This is a genomic window from Mucilaginibacter antarcticus, from assembly GCF_042686155.1.
Lineage (GTDB): Bacteria > Bacteroidota > Bacteroidia > Sphingobacteriales > Sphingobacteriaceae > Mucilaginibacter > Mucilaginibacter antarcticus.
Genome location: NZ_JBHUON010000004.1, coordinates 38,094 through 63,347, shown reverse-complemented (window position 1 = coordinate 63,347; position 25,254 = coordinate 38,094). Strand labels below are relative to the sequence as shown.

Sequence of the window (25,254 nt, the reverse complement as noted above, 5' to 3'; positions counted from 1 at the left end):
TTCGATCAATTGCAAATGAATGATCGCTAACTCACTCAAATCGCTAATTCAGCCAGTAAACTAAAGGATGGAAATTCTCTTGATTACCGATTCGGTGCCGGCTACTACGCGGATAAAGTAAAAACCTTTGTTAAGCTTGGCGCTTACAGTGCGGTTAAGTACTTGCTCGCCCGGCTCAAGCCTTTGCGAGAATAGCGTTTGTACATTGTTGCCCAACACATCAACCATTTTAATGGTAACGCTTGAGTTGCGCGACAAATAGTATTTCATATTTATCTGGTCGGTAATAGGGTTTGGGTAAACCTCTACTTCGCTAAGCAACTTATCATTAACCCTTGGTACTACAACTTTAGCGGTTGATATTACGCCCGGTTTTATAGGCGGCAAGCTAAAATTAAGCGGGCTCTTTTTGAGCTTTTTCTTAAAAGGCGAATAGATAATGGTGTCGTGCTGTTGTTGGGGTATAGCTGTGGCAAGCTCATAGTTCATGGTCATCGCTAGTGCGATTAGTATTATCCATGAAAATGGGTTTGTAAATTTTTGCCTCATACGCTATAACCAGCTTTTTATTTTACAAAAGTATAAATAAACCTTTCATCAATTTGTGATTGAAACGCATTTATTAGCTTTTTAACAAATTTTAACAAAAGCATATTTTATGCCTAACAATTAAAATACTTATACGTTTGTAATATTTTTAAGTTGTTAGCAAAATATTTAATAATTTTGTCGGGATTTTAAATCACATAATACGTGTCAGAACATAAAGATCTACAAAAGCTGACAGCCGCCGGGCTGCTAATCAGTTTAGGAATTATCTACGGAGATATTGGCACATCCCCGCTATACGTTTTCAAAGCCATTGTTGGAACTCAAGCCATTTCAGATATTTTAGTTTTAGGGGGTGTCTCGTGTATCTTTTGGACGCTAACCCTTCAAACCACTGTAAAATACGTACTGGTAACCTTACGCGCCGACAACAAAGGTGAGGGGGGGATCTTCTCCTTATTTTCGCTGGTACGGCGCAAAGCCAAATGGTTAATAGTGCCAGCAATAATTGGTGGGTGCGCTTTACTTGCCGACGGCATTATTACCCCACCGATAACTATATCATCTGCTATCGAGGGGTTGGTACCCAAGTTTCCGCATTTGTACACTGTTCCAATAGTATTAGCCATTATCAGCTTTTTATTCATCATCCAGCAGTTTGGTTCATCAACCGTAGGTAAGGCTTTTGGCCCTATTATGTTTGTATGGTTTACCATGATGGGTGTGTTGGGTATAAGCTTTATTGTTAAAGATCCTACAATTCTTAGAGCGCTAAATCCTTATTATGCGTTTAAGCTGCTAACAAGTGCCAATTACCAGGCCTTTATAATTTTAGGCGCGGTATTTTTGTGTACCACGGGGGCAGAAGCTTTATACTCTGACCTTGGCCATTGTGGCCGTAAAAATATACAAGTAAGCTGGGTTTACGTTAAAAGCTGTTTAATATTAAATTATCTGGGGCAGGCGGTTTGGCTCTTACAGCACAAGGGACAAGTGCTTGATCTGCACCTTTTGAATCCTTTTTATCAAATCATGCCAGCGTGGTTCTTGAATTTCGGGATTGGCATAGCTACCATTGCAGCTGTTATTGCCAGCCAGGCATTGATATCAGGCTCGTTTACACTTATAGCAGAAGCCGTACGTTTAAACTTGTGGCCTAAAGTTAAAATCAATTATCCAAGCGAAGAAAAAGGGCAGCTTTATGTACCTAGCATGAATTGGCTTTTATTTGTTGGGTGTGTGGGGGTAGTTTTATTGTTCGAGTCGTCAGACAAAATGGAGGCTGCCTACGGCTTAAGTATCACTGTAGCGATGTTGATGACCACTATTCTGGTATCGCGCTTTTTAATCCGTAAAAAAGTACCTGGCTACATTGTAAACTTATTTTTACTACTTTATCTTTTAATTGAAGGTACTTTCTTGTTTGGTAACTTAAACAAGTTTAAAGATGGTGGTTGGTTTACACTGTCAATTGGTTTTGTGCTGTTCCTGGTGATGTGGGCCTGGCATACCGCCCGCCGAATCCGTAATCGCTACGTTAAATTTGTCGAGATAGAGGATTATTACAGCCTACTAAAAGAGCTGAGCGACGACGATACGGTGCCCAAATACGCATCGCAACTGGTGTATCTTACCAGCGCCAACTTTAACTCAGAGGTTGAATCAAAGATCATTTACTCTATACTACAAAAGCAACCCAAGCGTGCCGATGTTTACTGGCTGGTACACGTTGACGTGGTTGACGAGCCTTATAAAACTGAATACGAGGTTGATTTTTTGGTTCCGAATAAGGTTATCCGTATCGACTTTAAATTAGGTTTCCGGGTTGAACAGCAGATCAATTTATTGTTCCGTCGTGTGGTTGAGGACCTGGTTAAAAATGGCGAGGTTGATATCACCAGCAGATACAAATCACTAAACAAACACAAAATTGTTGGCGATTTTAGGTTTGTGGTTATTGAGAAAATGCTTTCGCGGTCGCACAACCTTACTTTCTACGAGAAAGTAATTATGGCGATTTACGGCCAGCTTAAAAAAGTAAGTTTGTCAGAAGAGCGGGGCTTTGGTTTAGACTTGAGCTTTGTTACCATTGAGCGTGTGCCGCTTATGCTGGCAGCGCCAGAGACAGTTGAACTTACCCGCGTAACCCCAATCAATAACATTTAATTGTTAAAACATTTTAACCTAATATTCATTTCTTAGTAACGCAGCGGTAAGATATAATGACAATCTGCGTTTTTGACCTAATGAAAAAACTCCTAGCCCCACTTTTTTTATTACTCGCACTACAGGTTAACGCCCAGGAAATAACGGTTGATACAACCAAAAAGGACTTGGTAGATACCATTAAAAAGGACCTTTTTACCGCGCCGGACACGGTGCCCAAACTGCGGAGTAAAGCATTGACTTTTGTGCCGCCTATCCTTTTGATAGGCTATGGCGCTGCCTCGTTTTATGTTAAACCCCTGCGGCAGCTTGACTATTATGTACAAACCCGTGTTAAGGACAGTAAGCCTACTTTCCATACGGTCGTTGATAGCTATGCCCAGTTTTCTCCGGTTGCTGCTGTTTATGTGTTAAACCTTGCAGGTGTTACCGGCAAAAACAGGTTTTTAGACCGTACTATTTTGTTGGGCATTTCATCAGCAATCATGGGCGGCTCCATCCGTGTTGTTAAAAATGCTACGCATAGGCTAAGGCCCAATGGCGAGAACAGCGTTTCTTTCCCATCAGGCCATACAGCTACCGCTTTTATGGGGGCCGAGTTTTTGGCACAAGAGTATTCCGGAAAATCTGTTTGGTACGGCGTGGCGGGCTATACGGTGGCCGCAGGTACAGGTATTTTTAGAGTGTATAACCGTGATCACTGGTTTAGTGATATCGTGGCAGGCGCCGGCTTTGGTATACTATCGGTAAAAGCGGCATACTTTATATACCCATACATGCGCGATTTTTTGACCGCCAAAGGTAAAAACGGAAAATCGGCCATGATTATGCCTACCTACCAGGACGGCGTGGTTGGCTTTAACTTTGCTCTGCAACTATAGTTACTTGTACCTAAGCTTGTAGCCCAATATGGTTGCGGCAAACAAAAAGGTAATAGCGTTGGCAGCCGCCACTGGCGCACTTGGCGTTAGCAAACCATACATCAGCCATAAAAAGGTACCGATTGTAAATACCACGTACATAGACAGCGATATACCCGATGTATCTTTAGTGCGGATGGTTTTAACTGCTTGAGGGAGAAAAGAAACAGTAGTACTAAAAGCGGCTGCAAAGCCGATGATATCAATGTAGTTCATTGTTAATGTGCAAATATGCGGTTGTACAAATGTGCAAATTAATTTGAATATTTCAATATGCTTAGTGTAAAATTTACACTAAGTTTTTTATCGCCTAAATATCTGTACTGCAATATACTGCACCGAGATTATCTGTACATCAATCAATTGGATGTCCGTTACGCTTTGCCCAGCTTGCTGTTTTTATAGCTGTAAGTAAAGTAAACCACTAAGCCAATTGCCAGCCATACCAAAAAGCGCAGCCAGTTGGTGTAACCCAATTGGGTCATCAGGTAAAAGCAGCTCATCAGGCCCAAAACGGGTATCAGCGACAGGTTTTTTATAAAGGCTAATACGGTAAGCACTGCTGCCAGTATCAGGAACAAAAACATGGGGAAATTCTCGTGAGCAGCATCGCCGGAAAACAGGTTAGCTATAGCTGTTCTGAAAACTATAACACCGGTTATAAATAATACCGGCACAATAAATTTCGAGTTAAAATAAGGCAGTTTAAAACGGCCTTTATGCGCTTCCTCCTGTGGTAGTAACAATACACCACCACAAACCAATACAAAGGCAAATAAGGTACCTATGCTGGTCAAATCAGTAACCTCTGTAAGGTTCATAAACAAGGCAGGTACCGCTACCACAATACCGGTAATAATAGTAGCAAAAGATGGTGTATGATATTTGGGGTGGATACGCGAAAAGGCCTTTGGCAACAACCCGTCGCGGCTCATGCTCATCCAGATACGTGGCTGGCCAAGCTGAAATATAAGCAATACACTTGCTGTAGCAATTACCGCGCTAACAGATATTACATAACTGATATTAGTTAACCCCACTTTTTTAAACACAAAAGCCAGCGGATCGCCAACGTTTAAATCTTTATAGCTCACCATGCCGGTTAGTACCAAAGCAATAAGCACGTATAAAACAGTACAAATTATCAACGAGTATATCATTCCACGGGGCAGATCGCGTTGAGGGTCCTTACATTCTTCGGCGGTTGTAGATATGGCGTCGAAACCAATGTAAGCAAAGAAAACACCTGATACGCCCTTCATTACCCCGCTAAATCCGTTAGGCAAAAACGGGTGCCAATTGGCGGGCGTAACGTAAAAGAAACCAATGGCTATAACCGCCAGCACCACACCAATTTTTAGGTATACCATGGCGTTGGTGGCTTTTTTTGTTTCGCGTATACCGATGTAAACCAGGTAGGTTATCAATACCACGATCAATAAAGCCGGAAAATTAGCAATGAGCTTAAAATTACCAAACACTGGAGCGTTGGCCCAAGCCGCCGCGCCATTTTTCATACTCTCGGTAATATCAGCTACCTGTCCGCCGGCCGTAAGCCGGGCCACTTTCTCTGCCGCTCGCGAAGCACTCAGGTAATCCATCGTACTCCACTCGGGCAGATGAACATTAAAACCTTCTAAAAGGTTAACAAAATATTCGCTCCACGATATAGCTACCGCTATGTTGCCAATGGCGTATTCCATTAACAGATCCCAACCAATTATCCACGCAATTAATTCGCCAAACGACGCGTAAGCATAAGTGTACGCACTGCCGGCTACCGGTATCCGTGACGCGAATTCAGCATAGCAAAGGGCAGAAAATCCGCAGGTAATAGCTGTTACCACAAACAGCAGCGTAACGCCGGGGCCGCCTTCAAACGAAGCAACACCGACAGTTGAGAATATGCCCGCCCCAACAACGGCAGCTATGCCCATTAATGTCAGATCGCGTACGTTTAATTCTCTTTTTAAATGTGTGCCCTGGTGTTCGGCATCACTATAGCCGCTGGCAGCATCTGCCAATAATTTTTTGATGGATTTTTTACGGAATATGCTACTCGACATGCTTTAATATTTGCTGTGCTAAAACCAAACATAACCATTTTTTTGTTTGGGATATAAGGATATGCTTACTTTGCACCATGAATATCGGAATTAAGGCTATTTTATACAAACTGAGGTATTTTTTCATTCCTTACCTAGTGTCGATAGCAGTATGCCTGATCATTAAACTAACTTATAGCCGCGAGGAGATTTACTTTGCTGTAAACGCCCGCAACTGGCCCTGGGCAGACGGCATTGCCGCCTACGTTACCGATATTGGCGACGGCCTGACAACCATAGCCATAGCCTTGATGCTTTTATTATTTAGCTACCGTAAAGCGTTTATCCTGATAGGTAGCTATGCGTTAAGTTCGGGTATTGTAGCACAATCTTTAAAGCATTTGTTTGATTCGCCGAGACCTAAACTCTACTTTCAGGATAAGCTAAATGGAATACATCTTATAGAAGGCACTAACCAATTAAGCCTGCATAGTTTCCCATCCGGGCACACGGTTACCATTTTTTCTACCACTTTAATTATTGCCTATTGGGCTAAGGATAAGGTATGGGGTTTGCCGTTGTTTTTATTGGCCGTGCTGGTAGGTTTTTCAAGAATGTACCTGAGCCAGCATTTTTTTGAGGACGTTACGGCTGGTTCTGCTGTAGGCGTAGTGGTTAGTACCATGTGGCTGTATTGGTGCGAGAACCGGGAGTTTTTAAAATCGCCTAAATGGAATAAGGGATTGATCGGATACCATAAAAAAAACGATAGGAGAGATCTATAGATTTCTCCTATCGTTGGAAATAACTAGGGTAATTTGAATTTTACTCTAGTTGCATTGTATTTCTTCTGCGGATATATAATCCCACCGCAATCGCTAATAGAATCAAACCGCCAATCATCACAATAAGCAACGTAGGCGACATACCCTTAGCGTTTGAAATATACTGGTCCGTACGATTCAACTCCGGCGACAATTTGATAGAGTTAACAAACGTTTTGTATTCACCGGCAATCATGTCTTTTCTATTATTTGGATATACATATTCGAAAATGTAGTTAGCACCGGTCGTGTAAAGCAATACAATGTTTCTGAACTGTATGTCGCCGCCGCCATTGTCTGTTTGCAAGGTGAATGTTTTAGCCTTTAGTTTTCCAATAGTAGTATCCCGCACATACTGGGCACTCGCATAACTTGATTCCTTTTGAATGTTTTTAACGCTTTCTTTGAGCTTGGCATCCAGGTCGCGTTCTTTTGGCAATGGTTCAGTGCCTTTAGGGTTCGGGGTACGTAATACCACTACATAACCTAGGTCTGAATTTGAAGAATATATCTGCTGACCTAATGTATCAACTTTTGCATATTCAGCAGGCATGGATACGGTAACTAAGCTATCTATTTGTACCGGCTTTAGGTCCTGGCTAAAGCCTGCAGACGCTGTTAAGGCAAGCGCCGCGCACATTGTTAGGATCTTTTTCATACTAACTAATGCCCTAAAACCGTACCAAAATGGCTGTTACAACAATTTTATGACAATGGTATAGACAAGTACGGCGGCACTTTTAAGGTGCCGCCATAATGTTTTATTTTAATGATATTTTGCTGATAAAGAGCAGCCTGTCTTTATAGTTTAGCTATTTCCTCTTTAATAAAAGCAGCTAATTCTGCAACATACCCGGCACTAAAATCAAACTGGATGCCGGCCGTTTCATAAATCTCTTTAATGGTTTTGGTGTAACCTAATTTTAGGGCAGCCAGGTACTGCTCCAGCGCTTTTTCGGGGTTTTCTTTATAGTTTTTATACACAGCTATGGCGCCCAACTGAGCAAAGCCATATTCTATGTAGTAAAATGGGATCTCAAAAATGTGTAGCTGCTTCTGCCACAGGTTTCTTTCGGCTTCTTCTAAGCCACTCCAGTCCGCAAAGCCGGCACCAAATGGCTCATAGATCTTTAACCATGCCTCAGCGCGTTCTGAAGCAAGGTGATCAGGGTTGGTATAGATCCAGTGCTGAAACTGATCTACCACAGCTACCCATGGCAGCGTTTTTAACACGTCTATCAGCTGATCGCGTTTGGCGCGTTTCAGGTCTTCCTCATTATCAAAGAAAACGTCCCATTTATCCATGGAAATAAGCTCCATAGACATCGAAGCCAACTCGGCAACCTCTGACGGGCAATGCTTAAAATCATTTAGCTCCAGGTCGGCAGTAAGGAAAGTATGCACCGCGTGGCCACCCTCGTGTACCATCGTAGTCAAATCGCGGAAGGTGTTGGCCGAATTCATAAAAATGAACGGCGCGCCTGTTTCAGACAGTGGATAATTATAACCGCCCGGTGCTTTGCCTTTGCGACTTTCTACATCAAAAAGGTTGTTGTCTTTCATAATTTCTAATCGCTCGCCCAGGTAGCTATTGATGTTGCGGAAACACTGAATCGATTTCTCAATTAGTTCCGCCCCGTTATTAAAAGGCTTAAGCGCCGGTTTGCCTGATGTGTTAACCTCCATATCCCAGGGGCGCAGGCTGTCAAGACCCAAAGCCTGTTCACGTTGTTCCGCATGTTCGCGCAGTATGGGTACTATTTCCAATTCGATAGCCTCATGGAAAGCGTAGCAATCCTGCGGAGTGTAATCAAACCTGCCCATAGCCTGAAACATATAATCGCGGTAGTTTTCAAAGCCGGCGTTAAGGGCAACTTTATGGCGCAATACGCGCAGGTGATCAAACAGGTCATCCAGTTTTTCTTTTTCCTGCAGGCGGCGGCCAGTGATGTTTTCCCAGGCTTCCTGACGCTTATTGCGGTCAGTGTCTTTCAAAAATACGGCGGCCTGCTCTAGCGTATATTCATTGTCGCCAATATGTACCGACATGGCGCCGCTTATCGACTGGTATTTTTGTTGTTCAACCTGTATCTCGGTTTGTATCGGGATATTCTCCTCGCGGAAAAGCTCTAACGATCGCTTTACACCGCGCAAATAGACAAAGTATTTATCGCCATCCAGTTTATCAAAGAACTCACTGGCAACCAGTTTTTTGTTCAGCTCATTGCTGTAAGGGGCTGCTTTAGGCTCAATATCCGTAGCGAAATACTGAAAATCGGCCAATAGTTGCTCGTTATTGGTATCGCAGGTCATGCGGATATAGCGCCAGGCAAAATCTTCTTCAAGCGCGGCTTCCAGCTCGCTGCGGTCAAGCATCCAATGCTCTAATTCTTCAACCGAGTTTATTGGGCGCTCCACCAAATCTTTATAAAGCGGTTCAAGCGTTTCCCATTTAATTTCAAGGTCGGCAGGTATATAGGTGCGTGTTTTTTTATGGATCATGATTGTTTGATGTGCGAATGTGTAGCTATGCAAATGTGCAAATTAGTTGGGAATAAACTAAAGTGATGATAAACTAGTTTCAGCATCTTGACATAAAACTGTGGAACACGATCACAGAGATTTACCTTAACCTTTATACAAAGTCTCAGCCATATGTTTAATTCCGTCCCGGTAGCTGGTTGGTTTAAAATTAAACGCCTTTTCAAATTTACTGCTATCAAATACATAATCGTTACTATGTTGGTAGTACATTTCAACGGTACCCATAATTAGCTTGTCAAACAAGCCAATCATGAAAAGCATCAACTTATTGATTCTCATATAGCTGGGTTTGGTGTTGTAAATGGCGGCCGCCAGCTCAATAAATGCCCTCCCGGTAATTGGCTTTGCTGTTGGCAGGTGCCATATCTGGTTATCGGTGTCCGGGTTTTGACCTAACAGATACATGGCTTTGCCCATATCTGGTATATAGCTAAAGGTGTGCAGTTTATTAACATCCCCCATCCATTGCGCCGTTTGCTTTTTTGAAAACTTATCCAGCACCATCATATCAAAAAAGCTATTCATAGAGTTGGTGCCATAAAAATCGGCTGCACGCGCTATGCTTGCCTGTATGTTTCCGGCTTTAATTTCATCCATTAACATATCAGCTATACCAGCGCGAATTTTTCCTTTCTCACTTATCGGGTTATAAGGAGTTTCTTCAGTCATCGGGCCGTTAACCAGGCCATACATATAAACATTATCAAAGAATATCAAACGGGCATTATTTTGTTTAGTTACATTAATAACGTTCTGCATTAATATGGGCCATTGCTCGCGCCAAATATTTTTATCGTAAACCAGGCCTGCACATAAATAAATAACGGTTGCCCCTTTTGCAGCTGCAGATAATTCGTCATAGTTCAGCAAATCTGCTTTTTGCCACGTAGTATTTGCTTTGGCCGGGATGATAGGCTTACGGCTGATAAGACGGACAGTTTGGTTGTTGTTTTCTAATTCGAGGGTTAATGCGTTGGCTACTGGCCCGCCGGCTCCTAATATGGTATGCATGATCTTTTTGTTTTGGTGTGATACAAAAATAGATCAAGCCTCAGTTTCAAAACGTTAACTAAAGATAAGAAAGTAATGTTTTGGAAAGCACGGTGGTTACCGGGATACGATTAATCTCCTTCTAATCCGCGAAAGCGAAACAGGAGTGATGCCCAAAAAGTTGGCAATATAATGCTGCGGCATTCTTTGCAACACTTGTTTGCCGGTACTGAGTAATTGAAGATAGCGCTCCTCTGGCGATTGTGTAATGAACGACGCGACCCTATCTTCATAGCAGCATAAATAATGTTCGGCAACCATGCGCCCAAAGCGTTCCATTTTGTAGGCGAGCAGCGGATTATTCAGCATCAGTTCCATATCGTTCTTGCTGATATTAATAAGGCGGGTATCTTCCAAGGCCTGTATATAAGTCAGACTGGGCTGGCCGGTGAGATAGCTTTTGTATGAGCTGGTTAGCTCGTTTTCAAAACTGAAATAGCCGGTTAATTCTACACCATCTTTTATGTGAAAATAACGTACCGATCCGGAAACGATAAACGCCGTCTTATCACAAACCCTACCATATTCTGCAAAGTAATGTTTCTTTTTAAGGGTGCTAAAGGTTAGGTGCTGGGTAAAAACAATCCACTCGGCTTCGTTAAAATGGACAAATTTTTCTAAGCTTTTCCTAAAAATGATGAGTGCTGCAGAACTATCCATTGTATCGTTTTTTTACAGATGCATGCCCAAAAACATACCATGCATTAACAAGGTCCTATCTAACAAAAACAAAACCGCGAACACCACGCTTGCCAGGCCGTTAGTAGTCATAAAGGCAAAGTTTACACGGCTTAGGTCGTTAGGTTTAACCAACAGGTGCTGGTAGGTAAGCATCACACAGAAAAACACGATGCCCACATAATACAGTAGGCCAACGTTGGTATAAAACACCGGCAGTACAATAAATATAGCCGACAGTACATGCAGAAAAGTAGATAAGCGCAAAGCGTTTACTTTACCCAAATAAGCAGGGATGGAGTGCAGCTTTTCGTTGCGGTCAAAGTCTTCGTCTTGCAGGGCGTAGATGATATCAAAGCCACTAACCCAGCAAAGTACCGCTAACGAGAAGAATATCGGCAACAAGGCAAATTCGCCCGTAACCACTAAATAAGCACCGATAGGAGCAAGCGATAAGCCCAAACCCAATACTAAATGGCACAGTGCGGTAAAACGTTTGGTAGCGCTATAACCCAGCACCACCAGCAACGCAACAGGCGATAGGTAAAAGCACAATGGGTTTATAAACCACGTAATGCCTATAAACAATAAGCAGTTAACAAGAGTAAACGTCAATGCCGATGCAGGACTAATACGGCCCGCAGGTATATCGCGCACCTTGGTGCGTGGGTTTTTGGCATCGATGTTACGGTCTAAATACCTGTTAAACGCCATAGCCGAGTTACGTGCGAATACCATACACAACACCATCATCAGCAGCTTTGGCCACTCAAACGTATGCGTCGTGGTCGTAATTGCCAAAAAGAAGCCGATAAAGGCAAACGGCATAGCAAATATGGTGTGCGAGAAGGTGACTAATGAGAGGTATTTTTTCATTTTTGGTTAATCAAACGTCTTATAATCAGGTATTTCAAAATCCTGGTTTATCCCACTAATAAAACTCAGTATCTCATCCCTGCCTGCATGTAGTTCGGCAGATGTAACAAAAATTTGCGGCACTTCATCAAAGGTCTCTAAAAGCGCTTTTTTGAATTTGGCCACGCTTTGGTCTGTTTTTAAAGATGATTGCTTATCGGCTTTGGTAAACACCAATACAAAAGACAAACCTTTTTCGCCGAGCCAGTTGCAAAATTCAACGTCTATTTTTTGGGGTTCAAGGCGGCTATCTATCAGTACCATAACGCATTGCAGGCTTTCGCGCTTGTCTAAATACATTTGGATAAACTTATTCCAGTCGGCTTTTTTGGTTTTGGAGGCACGTGCATAACCGTAACCCGGTAAATCTACAATGTACCAGTTCTCGTTCACCAAAAAGTGGTTGATCAGTTGCGTTTTACCTGGAGTTTGCGAAGTTTTAGCCAAGCCCTTTTTACCCGTAAGCATATTGATCAACGATGACTTGCCCACATTTGAGCGACCAATAAAAGCATACTCTGGCTTAACCGGTGGTGGTAATTTAGATACCTGCGTGTTACTGCAAATAAAATCTGCTGATTTAATAATCATGCTGCAAAGATAGGAATTAGTAAGGGGTAATTAGTAGTAACAGCGTAGTGAAAACGCAGCTACCGTACGCTAAACTATCAGCATATTGCCACAATTAAACAGGTAAATTGCGGTAAATTACAAAAATCCGTAAATTTGATGTTTAAACATTTTGTTATGAGTGATTATAAAATCCCCGCGCAGACCCGTATTGGACACATCCATTTAAAAGTAAGTGATATCCAGCAGTCGCTGGACTTTTACTGCGGCCTGCTGGGTTTCGAGGTGATGCAAATGTATGGCGACCAGGCCGCGTTTATATCGGCAGGCGGGTATCATCATCATATTGGTTTAAACACCTGGCAAAGCAAGGGTGCGCCACCCGCACCGCAAAACACGCCGGGCTTGTTTCATTCCGCCATTTTATATCCCGAGCGTAAAGACCTGGCGGCGATAGTAAAGCGTTTGATAGGAGCTAAATATTCTATTACCGGCGCATCTGATCATGGCGTATCAGAAGCGATATACCTTGACGACCCCGACCATAACGGTGTAGAATTATACTGGGACAGACCGCGCGAAGAGTGGCCGATAGACGCTAACGGCGAGATAGAAATGTACACCCGCAGGCTTGATATGGAAGGTTTGCTGGCGCTAAATTCAGAACAATAATATTTCATCTATTTGTCAGTTTTTGATAAATAGATGAAATATATGTAGTCAGCTACGTATTATTGTATATAAATTATTAGCTATGCAAAATATAGTAACCATAAGGCCCATTAACAATGATTATTGCCCACAGGTGATAGACATTGTTTTAACCATACAACAGGTGGAGTTTAGCCTGCCAATAACTATTGAAGATCAGCCGGATCTGCGCGATATTGAAGCAAATTATCATCAGGGTGGGGGTAATTTCTGGGGCGCTTTTTTAGACGATGAATTGATAGGCACCATAGCGCTCATCAATGGCGGGCAGGGCTTAGGTGCTATCCGCAAGATGTTTGTAAAACAGGCATACCGGGGCAAAGCGCTAAGCGTTGCACAGCAGTTGTTAAATACATTGCTGCAATACAGCGGGGATAATAACTTTACCGATTTTTACCTGGGCACGGTGCCGCCATTAAAGGCAGCGCACAGGTTTTATGAGCGTAACGGTTTTTTATCAACCCGCGCTGATGATCTGCCGTTGCATTTCCCGCGAATGGCGGCCGACAGTATGTTTTATCGCTTACACTTAAATAAATAGCCACATGGGCGTAATTGACGAATCGGGCATACTGGCTCTTGCCACCCGGCTGCAACGCTTGAGCGAGCAAATGCGCAAGGACGGCTTACTGATATACAAGGCCCACGGTATCGACTTTGAGCCCAAGTGGTTCCCGGTTATCTATACGCTACACCTTAAGCCGCTATTAAGCGTGGTTGAGCTGGCTACCGAAATTGGCTACACGCACCCATCAACAATAGGTTTGTTAAAGGAACTTGAAAAGCTGAAGTTGGTAAAATCATCAAAAGACAAAACCGACGAACGCAAACGGCGGGTACAATTAACCGACAAGGGTAAAGCGCTGATAGAACAAATGAAACCCGTTTGGCAAATTATGATTACCGCCGCGACAGACCTTATCAACACCCAAAACAACCTGATGAAAGCCATTGCCGAAGTAGAACAGCAAATGGAATTACAGAGCTTTTACCAGCGCGCCAAGGTAATTATGGCCGCTACCCAACCCAATAACTAATATGGCTATCAACATCCGCAACATAAAACCAGAAGATAACGAACAATTGGCCCACATCATCCGCCAGGCGCTGGTTGAATTTGATGTACCTAAGCAAGGCACGGTATACTCAGACCCTGATACCGACCGCTTGTACCAGCTATTTGCCGAAACCCCGGGCAGCTGCTATTTTGTAGCCGAAGAGGATGGAAAACTCATTGGCGGCTGCGGCATCTTTCCTACCGATGGCCTGCCCATCGGGTATGCCGAACTGGTAAAACTTTACCTAACCGCCGCCACGCGCGGCCGCGGCATTGGCAAATTGCTGATGGATAAATGCAACGAAGCCGCTCAGCAAATGGGCTATACGCATTTGTATCTTGAGTCTTTTCCGCAATTGGCTAAGGCGGTTAGTATGTATGAAAAAGCCGGCTACAAACACCTTGATGGCGCCCTGGGCAATTCGGGGCACTTTGCCTGCACTATTTGGATGGTGAAGGAGGTTTAGAAGGTTACTGCTATTAGCTTTCCGATACCAATTTCGCCTATACTTACTTCTTCGTCAGAAACTTGTCCATTTATTAGGCAACTCATTTTAAATCAATATATTTACTACACCTAAAATATTCTGATGAGGAGCCTTCGCCAATTATTGCTTTCTGTAGCCTTGTTGCTGCTATATGTCACTGCGTTTGCGCAGAATGGGTATGACGTGTCTGGTGTAGTAAGTAACGAAAAGGGCCAACCTGTTAAAAGCGCTACCGTTTTTATTGGTGGTTCGCAACGTGTTATGGCTACCAATGACGATGGGCGCTTCCATTTCGCTAAAGTTCCGGCCGGGACCTTTCAACTTTCGGTACAAATGCTGGGCTATGCCCCGCTGGTGCAAAACATTATCGTAAAAGACGCAGCCATAAAAGTTGAACTTAAATTAAGCCCCAAAGCCATAGGCCTTGCCGAGGTAACTATAGGTAACAATAAAGCCTGGGAAGCTAATTACAATATTTTTAAAGACAATTTTTTGGGTACCACAGCTAACGGCAAACAATGTGTTATTGTTAATCCCGGCGTGTTAAATTTTTCTACCCGGCAAGGTGTGTTATTTGCAGATGCTGACGAGTTTTTGGTGATCGAAAACAAGCGCCTCGGCTATCGTATCCGTTACATGCTTAAACACTTTAGCTATGATAAAGCGCAAAGGTTAGAGCTGCACGACGGCGAGTTTACCTTTGAAGAGATAGAGGGAACATTTGAGATGCAGGATTATTGGGCTAAAATGCGTTTGCAGGCTTACCAGGGTTCGTTCAGGCATTTTTTACGATCTGTTTATGCTAATACCGTCGCCGAAAACGGCTTTTTAGCCCGGCCATTGTATGGTTACCGCAGGTTTACTGTAAATAACCGTTTGGTTGATCCGGATAGGGTCACCATAAAAGACAGCCCTATAAAATTCGATTCGCTTATATCTGCTATTGATACCAGCCTGACATCGTTTAAGTTTAAGAAAATGGTGGTAACTTATGATCCTAAAAGGGCCATAAAATTTGCCAATAAAAAGCCTGCGACGTTTGAATCAACCATGTCTTTAGGTGTCAACGAGTCTATCTTAGTGCTGGCAAACCAGCAGGCCGTTATTGACAGCCGGGGCAGTTATGTAGATTATGAAAGCTTCTTTATCACCGGTAAATGGGGCTCATTACGCGTGGGCGACCAGCTGCCAATAGAGTATAAAGCACCTTTGCCTGAAATACCGCGTAAGGCTGTACCCACTAACCAACTGCTGGCTTTGCTGCATAACTGGACAGACAGCCTGCCGCAAGAAAAAATACACTTGCACATGGACAAACCTTATTACGCGCAGGGCGATACCATGTGGTTTAAGGGATACATTACCAGTGGCGCCGATCATGAGCTGTCGCTATTAAGCGGCGCCGCTTATGTAGAGTTAGTTGATGACCAGGCCCGGTTGGTGCAAAGGCTGAAACTACCCGTAAACCAAGGCACCATTGCCGGCGATCTGGTTTTAAACGATACAGTTAAAACAGGCAATTACCGCGTGCGCGCCTACACCCAGTGGATGCGTAACGCAGGCGAGGCGTACTTTTTTGATAAAACCATCACCGTCGGCGATCCGCTGAATGATAAAAATAAAGCTGTACCTGAGGGTGGCCTGACAAAGGCCAATCTGCAGCAAACCGACATTCAGTTTTTTCCGGAGAGTGGTAACCTTATTACCGGCGTAGCGTCGCGTGTGGCCTTTAAGGCCACCGGTACAGATGGCCTTGGTGTGCCTGTTGGCGGCTACGTAACAGATAGCGACAATAAGCAAGTGGCCCCAATTTTTACCCGCCACGCCGGCATGGGTAACTTTTTGTTGATGCCCGAGCGGGGCAAAACGTATACCGCTAACATTAAGTTTGCTGATAGTACGATCAAGCGTATCCCGCTGCCCACGGCTTCAAGAGAGGGTTATGTATTAGGTGTTTACCAAACCAGTAAAGACAGCATATTGGTGCGTATCAATGCCTCAGATCTGTTGCAGCCGTCAAATATTAATTTGGTGGCGCATAGCAGCGGTCGCGTATTATTTTCATCGCCAATATCCATAAAAACACCTATTACAAATGTGTGGCTTAACAAGGCCTTGTTTCCAAGCGGGATAGCGCAATTCACTATATTTAATACTAAAAACGAACCTTTGCTTGAGCGGATAGCCTTTATCAGAAATCAAGATCAGATGCAGCTGACCGTAAACGCCGATAGTACCATTTACAACCGTCGGGGCCGGGTGCAGTTAAAATTAAAGGCTAAAGACAGCGACGGTGCCGCTGCCGCGGCAAACTTCTCGGTAGCCGTAATAGACGAAAACAAGGTGCCGGTTGATGAAAGTGCCGAAAGTACCATCTTGTCGCACCTGCTGCTTACATCAGATATTAAAGGCTATGTAGAGCGGCCTAATTATTATTTTACAGCAACTGCTGATACAAGCCATACTAACCGGGCGCTTGACAACCTGATGCTAACCCAGGGTTACCGCCGGTTTGAGTGGAAGACCTTGCAAAATTCCATAGGTAATCCTCCCGCTTTTGCGGCCGAGAAGAAAGGCACGGTCATATCAGGCACTGTAACAAACTTGCAGCGTAAACCAGTGGATGGTGCTGCGGTAATACTGGTTTCGTTAAACGCGCGGATAAATTATAAAATGACACATACCGATGCCAATGGCCGCTTTAGGTTTGATAGTTTGGTATTTGCAGACAGCGCCAGGTTTGCAGTTAGTTCTAAAATCCCTGAAAGTACTAACGGGACAATCATCACCATTGATACTATTCCTGAGCTAGCGATCAACCAAAAAACAAATTTGGCCGAGGTGCAGCTCATCGCAAATAAATTGCAAGATGCTGCTGAAGAAGGTAAACCTGCCAAGCTTACCGGTTTACATAATCTGAAAGAGGTAAAGGTTAATGCTGTGAAGGTTATCGAGAATGAAAATAAGAATGCCATGATGCAGGGGATGGGCACTCAAAGAGACATCTCTGTTGATAAGGTAATCAGGATTGAAGATCCTGAGCAGTTTCAAGATATCGGGACATTTTTATTAGCCAGGGTACCAGGCGTTACCGTTGAGGTTGGCCCAACGGGTGTTACACAATTAGTCGACATGCGGCCATCAATATCCGTTGCAGGCGGGTCTACGCCCGACGGTAGAACAATATCAGTTATGGTAAATGGAGGACTTGGAAGTTACACGGTGGACGAGATATTAAACGGCAATGTGTTTTTGCCTCAAGACGTAGACAGGATACAAGTGATCCGTACAAGCTTACCTGCCAAATCGCGCATCGCCCGAACTGGTGATGGTCCGCCGCCGGCTGGCTATATCAACATCATCCTTAAAGCCCCATCACTACGTAAACAGTACAATTCTAATGTGGCCAATATAATGCCAAAAGGGTATAATAAAATGCGCCAGTTTTATTCGCCAAAGTATGATAATCCTAAGGTTAACGCGCGCATACCAGACCTACGCACCACCATTTACTGGAACCCGTACGTAAATACCGATGCTAACGGCGAAGTAAAATTTGACTTTTACAACGGCGATGGCGCAGGCACTTATCGCGTAGTGGTTGAAGGTATTAATGCCGATGGTGAACTGGGCAGGCAGGTGTATAGATATAAAGTGGAGTAGAGGTAACAGCGTAAATGTTTTCTACCACAAAGTATTATCTTTAGAAAACCAATACCGTTTAATGAAACCTTTTTTACAATTGTTGCTATTTTGGACGGTACTGCTTTTGCCAACTATGGTTGCCGGGCAGACTTATAATCTGTCCGGAAGCGTTACTGATGATAAAGGCCAACCGCTTAACAGCGCTACTGTATTTATAGGCGGCTCAGAACGCGTAACCTTAACTGATGAAAACGGTCTGTTCAATTTTGCATCCGTCCCCCAGGGTACATTTAAGCTTTCCGCGCAGATGCTGGGTTATGAGTCGCTTACACAAAACATTATTGTAAACAACGCAACCGTAAAGGTTGGGTTTATACTACAGCCAAAATATATAGCCCTTGCCAAGGTAACTATCGGAAAGCGATCTAAAACGGATGCTAACCTGGAGTTGTTTAAACAGAACTTTCTGGGTACCTCAGACAATGCCAGGCAATGTGTCATCCTTAATCCCCAGGTCATCAACTTCAGCACCAAAAAAAACCTTTTATTGGCCGATGCCGACGCTTTTTTGATTATAGAAAATCGCAGTTTAGGGTACCGCATACACTACCTTCTTCAGGATTTTGGTTATAACAAAGCCGAGGATATTGCCTTATACCATGGCGAATTTAGTTTTGAAGAAATGGAGGGTACCGGCGAGCAAAAAAGCCAATGGGCCAAAAACCGCCTGCAAACCTACCAGGGTTCCTTTATGCACTTTTTACGCTCCGTATATGCAAACAATACATTAGAGAATGGTTTCATCGTCCGCCCAATGTATGGTTACAAACGGCTTAAGGTAGATGGCTATACCATAGACCCGGATATGGCCGTGATAAAGGATCGGCTCGTACAGTTTGATTCGCTGATCACTGTCATTGATACGGGTTTTATGTCGTTTAAATTTAGCATGCTGTACGTTAATTATGCACCTCAAAAGGCCGCTACCTTCGCTTTAAATAGATCTGATGCTAAGAAGAATAAGTATAGCGACAGTAAAACATCCATTTTAAAACTGGCCACAGAACAGGCCATCATCGACGAAAAGGGCAGTTACACTGATTACCGCGATTTTTACATTCATGGTAACTGGGCAAGGGCCCGGGTAGGCGACCAATTACCGGTGGAATACAAACCACCGGTGCCCGATATTCCGCGTGGAAGCGTACCTGTCAATCCCTTAGTTGTTGCTTTTCAAAAGTGGACAGACAGCATTCCGCAGGAAAAAGTATACCTGCACATGGACAAGCCTTATTACGCCCTGGGCGACACGATATGGTTTAAGGGGTATTTAACTACCGGCAGCAGTCATCAGCTATCCGCCATAAGCGGCGCAGTTCATGTCGATCTGATCAATGAAAGAGACTCGGTAGTGAAAAATTTAAAGTTGCCGGTAACCTCTGGCATGGCGATGGGCAATTTTATTTTAGGCGATGAATATACCGAGGGCAATTATCGTATCAGGGCGTATACCCAATGGATGCGTAATGCCGGGCCCGTCTATTTTTTTGACCATACATTTACCGTTGGCGATATTGGCAATCGGGATGTAGTTACCAGGGCCGATTACCGGTATAAGGATATAGATGGCAAACAGGTGCTCACCGCCCTGCTCAACTTTACCAACGACGAAGGGAAGGCGGTAGCCGGGCAGAATGTCAGGTACCAGATTGTGATCGATAAAAAAATAGTATGGTCACAAAACGTTAAGACAGATGCCCTGGGCAGTATCAGCATAAACATAAACAATGACAACAAGGTTAACCTTGCCGGGGCCTACATCCATACCACGTTAGAGGGAGCAGACAAATACCCTGTGGTGCGAGATTTTGCTATCAAGGCTGCCTTGTCGCAAAGCGATGTGCAGTTTTTCCCCGAAGGCGGCAACCTGGTAAATGGCATTACTTCGAGGATAGCCTTTAAGGCTGTTGGCGTAGATGGTTTAGGCGTAAACATTAAGGGGAAGATAACAGATAATGAAAATAATGAAATAACAGCTATAGAGACCCTGCAGGCAGGTATGGGCAGTTTTACGTTACGGCCGCAAACAGGTAAAACCTATAAAGCCAACATTACTTTTGCAGATGGCACCATCAAAACTATTGATTTACCCAAGGCAGCCGATGAGGGATATACCCTAAGTGTTTATCAACCCAATAAAGACAGTTTACTGGTGAGGATCAGCGCGTCGGCTTCCCTGCTAAAAATGCCGGTATACCTCATAGCGCAAACCAATGGCGAGATCATCTTTGCTTCGCCTGTTAAAGATGGCGCGATATGGCTGGATAAAAAAGATTTCCGTACGGGTATAACCCAGTTTACGCTGTTTAACATTAATGGCGAACCCTTGAGTGAAAGAATTGCATTTATCAAGAATAACGATCAAATGCAGTTGGTTTTAAAAACCAATAAAACCACCTATGGAAGCAAAGAAAAGATACAAGTAGGCCTTGACGCCAGAGACAGCGACGGCCAGCCTACCTTTGGTAATTTCTCGGTGTCGGTAATTGATGAAAGTAAGCTGCCGGTGAATGAAAACAAGGAAAGTACTATTTTCACCAATATACTGTTAACGTCAGATTTGAAAGGCTACGTAGAACAGCCTAACTATTATTTTACCGCAGCAACCGAAGAAGTAAATAAAGCATTAGATAACCTGATGCTGACACAGGGCTACCGCAGGTTTGCCTGGAAGGACCTGTCAACTACCGTAAACACTAAACCTAAGTTTAAAGCCGAGGGTTTGGGTACAAACATTACAGGTAAAGTAACCACGCTAGCAAACAAGTTATTGCCCAACGCTACTGTTAACCTGATATCGCCAAGGGCTAAACTGGCCAAAGTAACCAATACCGATGCGAATGGAAATTTTAGCTTTGACGGCATGTTCCTAACGGATAGTGTCAAACTTACCATAGCGGCACGCAGCAAGGCCAGCGATAAGGTAAGGCTAATGCTAGACACCATACCTACATTAAAAGTAAACAAGAACCCAAACCTGGGTGATGTGAGTACCAATATTGCTCAAACACTTAAAACTTATATAGACAACGGTAAAAAATTAGATGATATTTATGAGAAAGCAGGGCTACTGGATAAGGTACATAGACTGAGGGAGGTGAGGATTAGAGCACGGAAAAAGGATATAGGACAACCAAATTATGGCATCCAGATTCGGGATGTGAGTGTTGATCATTCCTATGTTATTCCGGAGGCCGACAAATGCGCCAATTTGGGTAATTGTTTACAAGGCAAACTGCCGGGGGTAGTTTTTAAGGAATTTGTTTACAAGGTTAGGCGGAGCGACAATGACAGTATAGAATACCACTACTATTATTATCCCTATTGCAGGCAGGCAAATGGTTTGCGCCCTATGAAACTCATTGTGGATGGAACACTAATTAGTGATCCGATGCAGATCGGTGACATTTTTGATAACAATATACTTGATCCGCAGGATGTGTTAAAGATAGAGGTGGTTACTACCAACACCGCTGCAATAAGCGTTATAGGGGGGGCGGCAATAATGATACATACCACGCGTGGCATGAATAAGAAATTTTATACTCCTAACTTAGCTAATATCAGCCCAAAAGGTTTTAATAAAGTGCGCGAGTTTTATCATCCCAAATACGATCAACCCGGAAATGACACGAAATTACCCGATCTACGCAGCACTATTTACTGGAATCCGTACCTAAAAACAGATGCTAATGGTAAGGCCACACTTGACTTTTACAATGCCGACGGCCCGGGCAACTATAAAGTTATTGTTGAAGGAATCAATGCCGATGGCGAGTTGGGCAGGCAGGTATATCGTTATAAGGTGGAGTAGTTTTATGGTCAAATATCCTTTTGTTCGGCGAAAGTCGATGTATCTGTATGTTTTTGATAATCAATTTATTAAAGTAATTTTATGTATAAAAATACTGACTTTAAAGTTGTTTCAATTTTTACAAAAAATGATATTTATAATGAGCTTACTATCAGCAGTTTAAAGGTAATTCGTGTTTTATTTTGTTTCACGCGTTTTTTGTAAACTACTTATAATTAGTTGCTTAGGTTAAAATCTTGTTTCATCTGTTTCATTTGTGTCACACACGCGTGAAACAAACATGCAGTACTTCATTGACGGTTAAACACTAACCTTTAATCTTTAGCCGGCAATCTTCCATAACCAATCTTCAATACCTATCTTTGCCCTTGACACTATGAGCAAAACCGTAATACCGTACAGCCAAGAGCAGGGCACCAAAAAAGAGCAGGTGGCCGATATGTTTAACAACATCTCAAAAACCTATGACTTTTTGAACCATTTCATGTCGTTAGGTATCGATATCATCTGGCGCAAGATAGCTATCAACGAGTTAAAGCAACATCAGCCAAAACTGATCCTGGACGTAGCCACCGGCACCGGCGACTTCGCTTTTGAAGCGCTGTCTATCCTTAATCCGGATAAGATAGTAGGTGTTGATATCTCGCAGGGCATGCTGGACATAGCGAAGCAAAAGATAGCCAAACGCAACCTGGGCCACAAGTTTGAGGTTAAGCTGGGCGACTCGGAGAAACTGCCCTTCGAAGCGGATGAGTTTGACGCCGTAACCGTAGCCTACGGCGTACGCAACTTTGAGAACCTGGAGCAGGGCCTTGCCGACATTAACCGCGTGCTTAAACCGGGTGGCAAGGTGGTCGTGTTAGAGTTCTCTAAACCTAAGGTATTCCCCGTAAAGCAGCTGTATCAGTTTTACTTCAACTACGTAACCCCGGGCATAGGCAAGCTGTTCTCTAAAGACTCAAGAGCTTACTCGTATTTGCCGGAGTCTGTGGCCGCTTTCCCGGCAGGCCAGGATTTTGTAGCCGTAATGGATAAGGTAGGCTTTACGCATACCAAATGCCGCCCTTTGGCGTTTGGTATCTGTTCCATATACACCGGCGTTAAATGATCAAAACCCGTTACCTGCTTACCTTAAGTCTGCTGCTTTGTGCCGATACCATATTCGCGCAATCGGCACCTAAATGGGGTGGGGGCGCAGACCAAAAAGACTACAGCTTTGGGTTTAGCTTCAGTTACGTTAGCAGCTACTTCAAGATAGACAAGAACGCCAACTGGCGCAATCCATTTTATGATACCGATGGTACTAAAGTTACCGATAGCCTGAACAGCATCAATTCGCCCAACTCACAGGGATTTGCCGTTGGTTTTCTGTACCGCCGTATGCTTACAGAACATTTGGAGGCACGCGTAAACCCTGGCCTGCTCTTCGCCGACAGGCAGATCACCTATACCTATTCGAACTCCTCGCTAAACGTTACAAAATCTGTACAGGCAACCCAGTTTGATTTGCCGCTGTCGCTAAAGCTCAAGTCAGACCGGATACATGACATCAGGCTGTACGTGCTGGGTGGCGTCAAATACTCAAAAGCCATATCAGGCAAAGCCAATGCCGACATTGACAAGGCGCCAATAGACAAACTGGTGAAGAACATCGGCGGGTTTGCATCGTACGAGGCCGCCTTTGGTTGCGATATCTATTTCGAGTTCTTTAAACTATCGCCCGAGGTGAAGTTGTCAAACTCCTTCGGCGATGTAATGCGACATGAAAACAACGCCTACTCATCGCCTATTAACAAGCTGGGTTTGCATACGCTTACTTTCAGCCTTGTATTTGAGTGATATGAGTTTTATCAGGCTTTTGTTGTTAAAACCTGCAATTACCAATCAAAAACCCTAATTTCGTGGCGATTTTACACTATAGATATGGCTAAAATTGCATTAATAACGGGCGCTACCGCAGGCATCGGCGAGGCATGCGCTAAACTGTTTGCCAGCGCAAAATACAACCTGATACTAACCGGCCGCAGGCTTGACAGGCTTGAAAAGCTAGCTGCCAGTTTAAACAAGAAGTACGACACCGAAGTTGCCGTATGCGCCTTTGATGTGCGCGACCGCGAGCAAGTGATCAGCAACTTTGAAAACCTGCCTGCCAAGTGGAAAAAGGTTGACGTGCTAATAAACAATGCCGGCCTTAGCCAGGGCCTTGACCCTATACAAAGCGGCAATGTGGACGATTGGGATACGATGATAGATACCAATGTTAAAGGTTTTCTGTATGTAAGCAAGGTGGTGTCGAACTGGATGATTGCCAATGGCAGAGGCCATATTGTTAATATAGGCTCAATAGCAGGTAAAGAGGTTTATCCAAATGGTAACGTGTACTGCGCCACCAAACACGCTGTTGACGCGCTGAATCAGGGTCTGCGTATCGACTTGGTACAGCATGGCATAAAGGTTACGGCAATACACCCCGGCGCAGTTGAAACAGAGTTCTCTGAAGTGCGCTTTAAAGGCGATAAAGAGCGGGCCAAAAAGGTTTACGTTGGTTTTGAACCTTTGGTAGCCAATGATGTTGCCGAAACCATTATGTTCGTAGTGTCGCGCCCCAAGCATGTTAACATTAATGACCTGGTGATTATGCCGACCGCGCAGGCAACGGCAACCAATATTGTAAGAAAGTAAGTTAATGTGCAGAGGTGCATTATGCGGCTGCACAAATGATAAATATCAATTAATTAAATTCGATACCAGAAATTAAACCGTATGTCTCTTATAACTCAAATAGATCAGGATATAAAACTAGCCATGCTGGCTAAGCAAGCTGAGCGTTTAGCGGGCCTGCGTGCTATCAAATCGGCTTTGCTATTAGCCAAAACAGAAAAAGGTGCTGCAGAAGAAATAACGCAGGATGCCGAAATAAAGGTTTTACAAAGGCTGGTAAAGCAACGCAAGGAGTCGGCTGATATTTACAAAACTCAGGGACGTGATGACCTTTACCAGATAGAGATTGGTGAGATAGCGATCATAGAACCATATTTGCCACAGCAAATGACTCGTTTTGAGGTAGAAGGTTTTGTGCAGGAGCTTATAGGCCGAATTGGCGCAACCTCTATGCAAGACATGGGTCGCGTTATGGGCTTGGCTAATAAAGAGCTTGCCGGGCAGGCCGATGGTAAGACAATATCAGAAGTAGTAAAACAACTTCTAGGATAATTTAT

At 43.8% G+C, this 25,254-nt stretch carries 22 protein-coding genes; 13 read left to right on the top strand and 9 right to left on the bottom strand.

What is annotated here, in order from left to right; translation table 11 throughout:
- Positions 1 to 60 precede the first annotated feature (60 nt).
- Entirely contained in the window at positions 61 to 549 is a 489-nt protein-coding gene (locus ACFSYC_RS05110) for a T9SS type A sorting domain-containing protein (protein WP_377124211.1), read from the bottom strand.
- Positions 550 to 753: 204 nt separating this feature from the next.
- Between ACFSYC_RS05110 and ACFSYC_RS05105 the strand changes: the two genes are divergently transcribed.
- Both ACFSYC_RS05105 and ACFSYC_RS05100 read left to right on the top strand, forming a co-directional pair.
- Positions 754 to 2,715 carry a KUP/HAK/KT family potassium transporter gene (locus ACFSYC_RS05105; RefSeq protein ID WP_377124209.1) on the top strand — a complete coding sequence of 654 codons (1,962 nt, stop codon included), beginning with the start codon at positions 754 to 756 and terminating at the stop codon, positions 2,713 to 2,715.
- Positions 2,716 to 2,795: 80 nt separating this feature from the next.
- Positions 2,796 to 3,596, top strand: a complete 801-nt coding sequence (locus ACFSYC_RS05100) for a phosphatase PAP2 family protein (RefSeq protein ID WP_377124207.1) — start codon at positions 2,796 to 2,798, stop codon at positions 3,594 to 3,596.
- Here the strand turns inward: ACFSYC_RS05100 and ACFSYC_RS05095 are convergent, their stop codons facing one another.
- Together ACFSYC_RS05095 and ACFSYC_RS05090 are read right to left on the bottom strand one after the other, a co-directional pair.
- The gene (locus ACFSYC_RS05095; RefSeq protein WP_377124205.1) at positions 3,597 to 3,851 is read right to left on the bottom strand and encodes a SemiSWEET transporter; all 255 of its coding nucleotides are present in this window, start codon (positions 3,849 to 3,851) and stop codon (positions 3,597 to 3,599) included. It lies immediately after the preceding gene.
- Positions 3,852 to 4,009: 158 nt separating this feature from the next.
- Positions 4,010 to 5,701 (bottom strand): amino acid permease, encoded by a 1,692-nt coding sequence (locus ACFSYC_RS05090; RefSeq protein WP_377124203.1) that lies wholly within the window; start codon positions 5,699 to 5,701, stop codon positions 4,010 to 4,012.
- Between the two features lie 77 nt (positions 5,702 to 5,778).
- Between ACFSYC_RS05090 and ACFSYC_RS05085 the strand changes: the two genes are divergently transcribed.
- Positions 5,779 to 6,465 carry a phosphatase PAP2 family protein gene (locus ACFSYC_RS05085; RefSeq protein ID WP_377124201.1) on the top strand — a complete coding sequence of 229 codons (687 nt, stop codon included), beginning with the start codon at positions 5,779 to 5,781 and terminating at the stop codon, positions 6,463 to 6,465.
- A gap of 40 nt (positions 6,466 to 6,505) precedes the next feature.
- On the opposite strand, the gene ACFSYC_RS05080 is transcribed toward ACFSYC_RS05085, so the two are convergent.
- The 6 genes from ACFSYC_RS05080 to yihA form a co-directional block, all read right to left on the bottom strand.
- Entirely contained in the window at positions 6,506 to 7,162 is a 657-nt protein-coding gene (locus tag ACFSYC_RS05080) for a hypothetical protein (RefSeq protein ID WP_377124199.1), read from the bottom strand.
- Positions 7,163 to 7,305: 143 nt separating this feature from the next.
- Positions 7,306 to 9,006, bottom strand: coding sequence for a M3 family oligoendopeptidase (locus ACFSYC_RS05075; RefSeq protein WP_377124197.1), 1,701 nt, complete (start codon positions 9,004 to 9,006; stop codon positions 7,306 to 7,308).
- 126 nt (positions 9,007 to 9,132) lie between these two features.
- Entirely contained in the window at positions 9,133 to 10,059 is a 927-nt protein-coding gene (locus tag ACFSYC_RS05070; RefSeq protein ID WP_377124195.1) for an NAD-dependent epimerase/dehydratase family protein, read from the bottom strand.
- Positions 10,060 to 10,155: 96 nt separating this feature from the next.
- A complete protein-coding gene (locus ACFSYC_RS05065) occupies positions 10,156 to 10,758 on the bottom strand; it encodes a Crp/Fnr family transcriptional regulator (RefSeq protein WP_377124193.1) in 603 nt (200 codons plus the stop codon).
- A 12-nt stretch (positions 10,759 to 10,770) separates the two neighbouring features.
- Complete coding sequence (locus ACFSYC_RS05060; RefSeq protein WP_377124191.1) at positions 10,771 to 11,652, bottom strand: UbiA-like polyprenyltransferase; 882 nt, start codon at positions 11,650 to 11,652, stop codon at positions 10,771 to 10,773.
- A 6-nt stretch (positions 11,653 to 11,658) separates the two neighbouring features.
- Positions 11,659 to 12,282, bottom strand: a complete 624-nt coding sequence (yihA, locus tag ACFSYC_RS05055; RefSeq protein WP_377124189.1) for a ribosome biogenesis GTP-binding protein YihA/YsxC — start codon at positions 12,280 to 12,282, stop codon at positions 11,659 to 11,661.
- 156 nt (positions 12,283 to 12,438) lie between these two features.
- On the opposite strand from yihA, the gene ACFSYC_RS05050 reads away from it, so the two are divergent.
- The 10 genes from ACFSYC_RS05050 (at position 12,439) to ACFSYC_RS05005 (ending at position 25,249) form a co-directional block, all read left to right on the top strand.
- Positions 12,439 to 12,933, top strand: a complete 495-nt coding sequence (locus tag ACFSYC_RS05050) for a VOC family protein (RefSeq protein WP_377124187.1) — start codon at positions 12,439 to 12,441, stop codon at positions 12,931 to 12,933.
- 82 nt (positions 12,934 to 13,015) lie between these two features.
- Entirely contained in the window at positions 13,016 to 13,513 is a 498-nt protein-coding gene (locus ACFSYC_RS05045; protein WP_377124185.1) for a GNAT family N-acetyltransferase, read from the top strand.
- Between the two features lie 4 nt (positions 13,514 to 13,517).
- On the top strand, positions 13,518 to 14,009 hold the full coding sequence (locus ACFSYC_RS05040) for a MarR family winged helix-turn-helix transcriptional regulator (RefSeq protein ID WP_377124183.1): 492 nt from the start codon (positions 13,518 to 13,520) through the stop codon (positions 14,007 to 14,009).
- 1 nt (position 14,010) lies between these two features.
- Positions 14,011 to 14,496 (top strand): GNAT family N-acetyltransferase, encoded by a 486-nt coding sequence (locus ACFSYC_RS05035; RefSeq protein ID WP_377124181.1) that lies wholly within the window; start codon positions 14,011 to 14,013, stop codon positions 14,494 to 14,496.
- Between the two features lie 123 nt (positions 14,497 to 14,619).
- Positions 14,620 to 18,180, top strand: a complete 3,561-nt coding sequence (locus ACFSYC_RS05030) for a carboxypeptidase regulatory-like domain-containing protein (protein WP_377124179.1) — start codon at positions 14,620 to 14,622, stop codon at positions 18,178 to 18,180.
- Between the two features lie 61 nt (positions 18,181 to 18,241).
- Positions 18,242 to 22,036 (top strand): carboxypeptidase regulatory-like domain-containing protein, encoded by a 3,795-nt coding sequence (locus ACFSYC_RS05025; protein WP_377124177.1) that lies wholly within the window; start codon positions 18,242 to 18,244, stop codon positions 22,034 to 22,036.
- Between the two features lie 376 nt (positions 22,037 to 22,412).
- Complete coding sequence (ubiE, locus tag ACFSYC_RS05020; RefSeq protein ID WP_377124175.1) at positions 22,413 to 23,144, top strand: bifunctional demethylmenaquinone methyltransferase/2-methoxy-6-polyprenyl-1,4-benzoquinol methylase UbiE; 732 nt, start codon at positions 22,413 to 22,415, stop codon at positions 23,142 to 23,144.
- On the top strand, positions 23,141 to 23,875 hold the full coding sequence (gene porT, locus ACFSYC_RS05015) for a type IX secretion/gliding motility protein PorT/SprT (protein ID WP_377124173.1): 735 nt from the start codon (positions 23,141 to 23,143) through the stop codon (positions 23,873 to 23,875). The genes ubiE and porT overlap by 4 nt, the downstream gene beginning before the upstream one ends.
- An 84-nt stretch (positions 23,876 to 23,959) precedes the next feature.
- The gene (locus ACFSYC_RS05010) at positions 23,960 to 24,718 is read left to right on the top strand and encodes an SDR family oxidoreductase (RefSeq protein WP_377124171.1); all 759 of its coding nucleotides are present in this window, start codon (positions 23,960 to 23,962) and stop codon (positions 24,716 to 24,718) included.
- Between the two features lie 81 nt (positions 24,719 to 24,799).
- Positions 24,800 to 25,249, top strand: coding sequence for a GatB/YqeY domain-containing protein (locus tag ACFSYC_RS05005; protein ID WP_377124169.1), 450 nt, complete (start codon positions 24,800 to 24,802; stop codon positions 25,247 to 25,249).
- The last annotated feature ends 5 nt before the right edge of the window (positions 25,250 to 25,254 follow it).